This window comes from Bradyrhizobium sp. CCBAU 51627 (genome assembly GCF_028128765.1).
Lineage (GTDB): Bacteria > Pseudomonadota > Alphaproteobacteria > Rhizobiales > Xanthobacteraceae > Bradyrhizobium.
In genome coordinates this window covers 1-1,731 of sequence record NZ_LBJG01000060.1, presented here as the reverse complement: position 1 = coordinate 1,731, position 1,731 = coordinate 1, and the positions used below count along the sequence as shown (strand labels likewise).

Sequence of the window (1,731 nt, the reverse complement as noted above, 5' to 3'; positions counted from 1 at the left end):
GAGAAGATGAGCGAAGCCCAGATCCACAAGTTCATCTTCGCGCCGGGCTTCTCGACCGCGGCCGCCATCACCTCGGTCTCGGGCCGCGGCGTCGGCATGGACGTGGTCCGCACCAATATCGACCAGATCGGCGGCACCATCGACATCAAGTCGGTGGCCGGCGAAGGCTCCTCCGTCACCATCAAGATCCCGCTGACGCTCGCCATCGTCTCGGCGCTGATCGTGGAAGCGGCCGGCGACCGCTTCGCGATTCCCCAGCTCTCGGTGGTCGAGCTGGTGCGTGCCCGTGCCAACTCCGAGCACCGCATCGAGCGCATCAAGGACACCGCGGTTCTTCGGTTGCGCAACAAGCTGCTGCCGCTGATCCACCTCAAGAAGCTGCTCAAGATCGACGACGGCGCCGCATCCGATCCCGAGAACGGCTTCATCGTGGTGACGCAGGTCGGCAGCCAGACCTTTGGCATCGTCGTCGACGGCGTGTTCCACACCGAAGAAATCGTCGTCAAGCCGATGTCGACCAAGCTGCGTCACATCGACATGTTCTCCGGCAACACCATCCTGGGCGATGGCGCCGTGATCATGATCATCGACCCCAACGGCATCGCCAAGGCGCTCGGCGCCGCCGGCTCCTCGGCCCATGACATGGCCGACGACAATGGTGCACTCCACATCGGCTCGGGCGAGCAGACCACCTCGCTGCTGGTGTTCCGTGCCGGCTCGTCCCAGCCCAAGGCGGTCCCGCTCGGCCTCGTCACGCGCCTGGAAGAGCTCCCCGCCGACAAGATCGAGTTCTCCAACGGCCGCTACATGGTGCAGTACCGCGAGCAGCTGATGCCGCTGGTCGCCATGGAAGGCGTCACCATCGCCACCCAGGGCGCCCAGCCGATCCTGGTGTTCGCCGATGACGGCCGCTCCATGGGCCTCGTCGTCGACGAGATCATCGACATCGTCGAGGAACGGCTCAACATCGAGGTCGGCGGCTCGGCCGGCGGCATCCTCGGCTCGGCCGTGATCAAGGGCCAGGCCACCGAAGTGATCGACGTCGGCCACTTCCTGCCGATGGCGTTCGCCGACTGGTTCACCCGCAAGGAGATGAAGCCGTCGATGCACTCGCAGTCGGTGCTGCTGGTCGACGATTCGGCATTCTTCCGCAACATGCTGGCCCCGGTGCTCAAGGCGGCCGGCTACCGCGTCCGTACCGCGCCGACCGCGCAGGAAGGCCTGGCGGCCTTGCGCGCGCAAAACTTCGACGTGGTCCTGACCGACATCGAGATGCCCGACATGAACGGGTTCGAGTTCGCGGAAGTCATTCGCTCCGACAGCAATCTGGGCTCGATGCCGATCATCGGCCTCTCGGCGCTGGTCTCGCCGGCGGCGATCGAGCGCGGCCGTCAGGCCGGCTTCCACGACTATGTCGCCAAGTTCGACCGTCCCGGTCTGATCGCGGCGCTGAAGGAGCAGACCGCGGGCGCCGCCGGCGCCTCCGAGCTGAGCCGCGCGGCAGCCTAAGAGCATGGTCCGGAAAAGTGTGAAACGGTTTTCCGACAAGATCATGCTCAGACAAAAGTCAGGGCCCGAGGAGAGATCGAGATGAGCAACAAGAAGACCCAGTCGACCGAAGGCGCCATGGTCGAATACGTCACCGCGATGATCGGCGGCCAGCTGTTCGGCCTGCCGATCTCCCGCGTCCAGGACGTGTTCATGCCCGAGCGCGTCACCCGCGTTCCGCTG

1 protein-coding gene and 1 pseudogene are annotated in these 1,731 nt (G+C 65.4%); both read left to right on the top strand.

Translation table 11 applies throughout. The features are described from left to right. Positions 1-1,509 (top strand): hybrid sensor histidine kinase/response regulator (locus XH88_RS25705; protein ID WP_271671042.1); only part of this gene is annotated, 1,509 nt, incomplete at its 5' end. Positions 1,510-1,590: 81 nt separating this feature from the next. Further along, a pseudogene (locus tag XH88_RS25700) lies at positions 1,591-1,731 on the top strand (chemotaxis protein CheW); the annotation flags it as partial.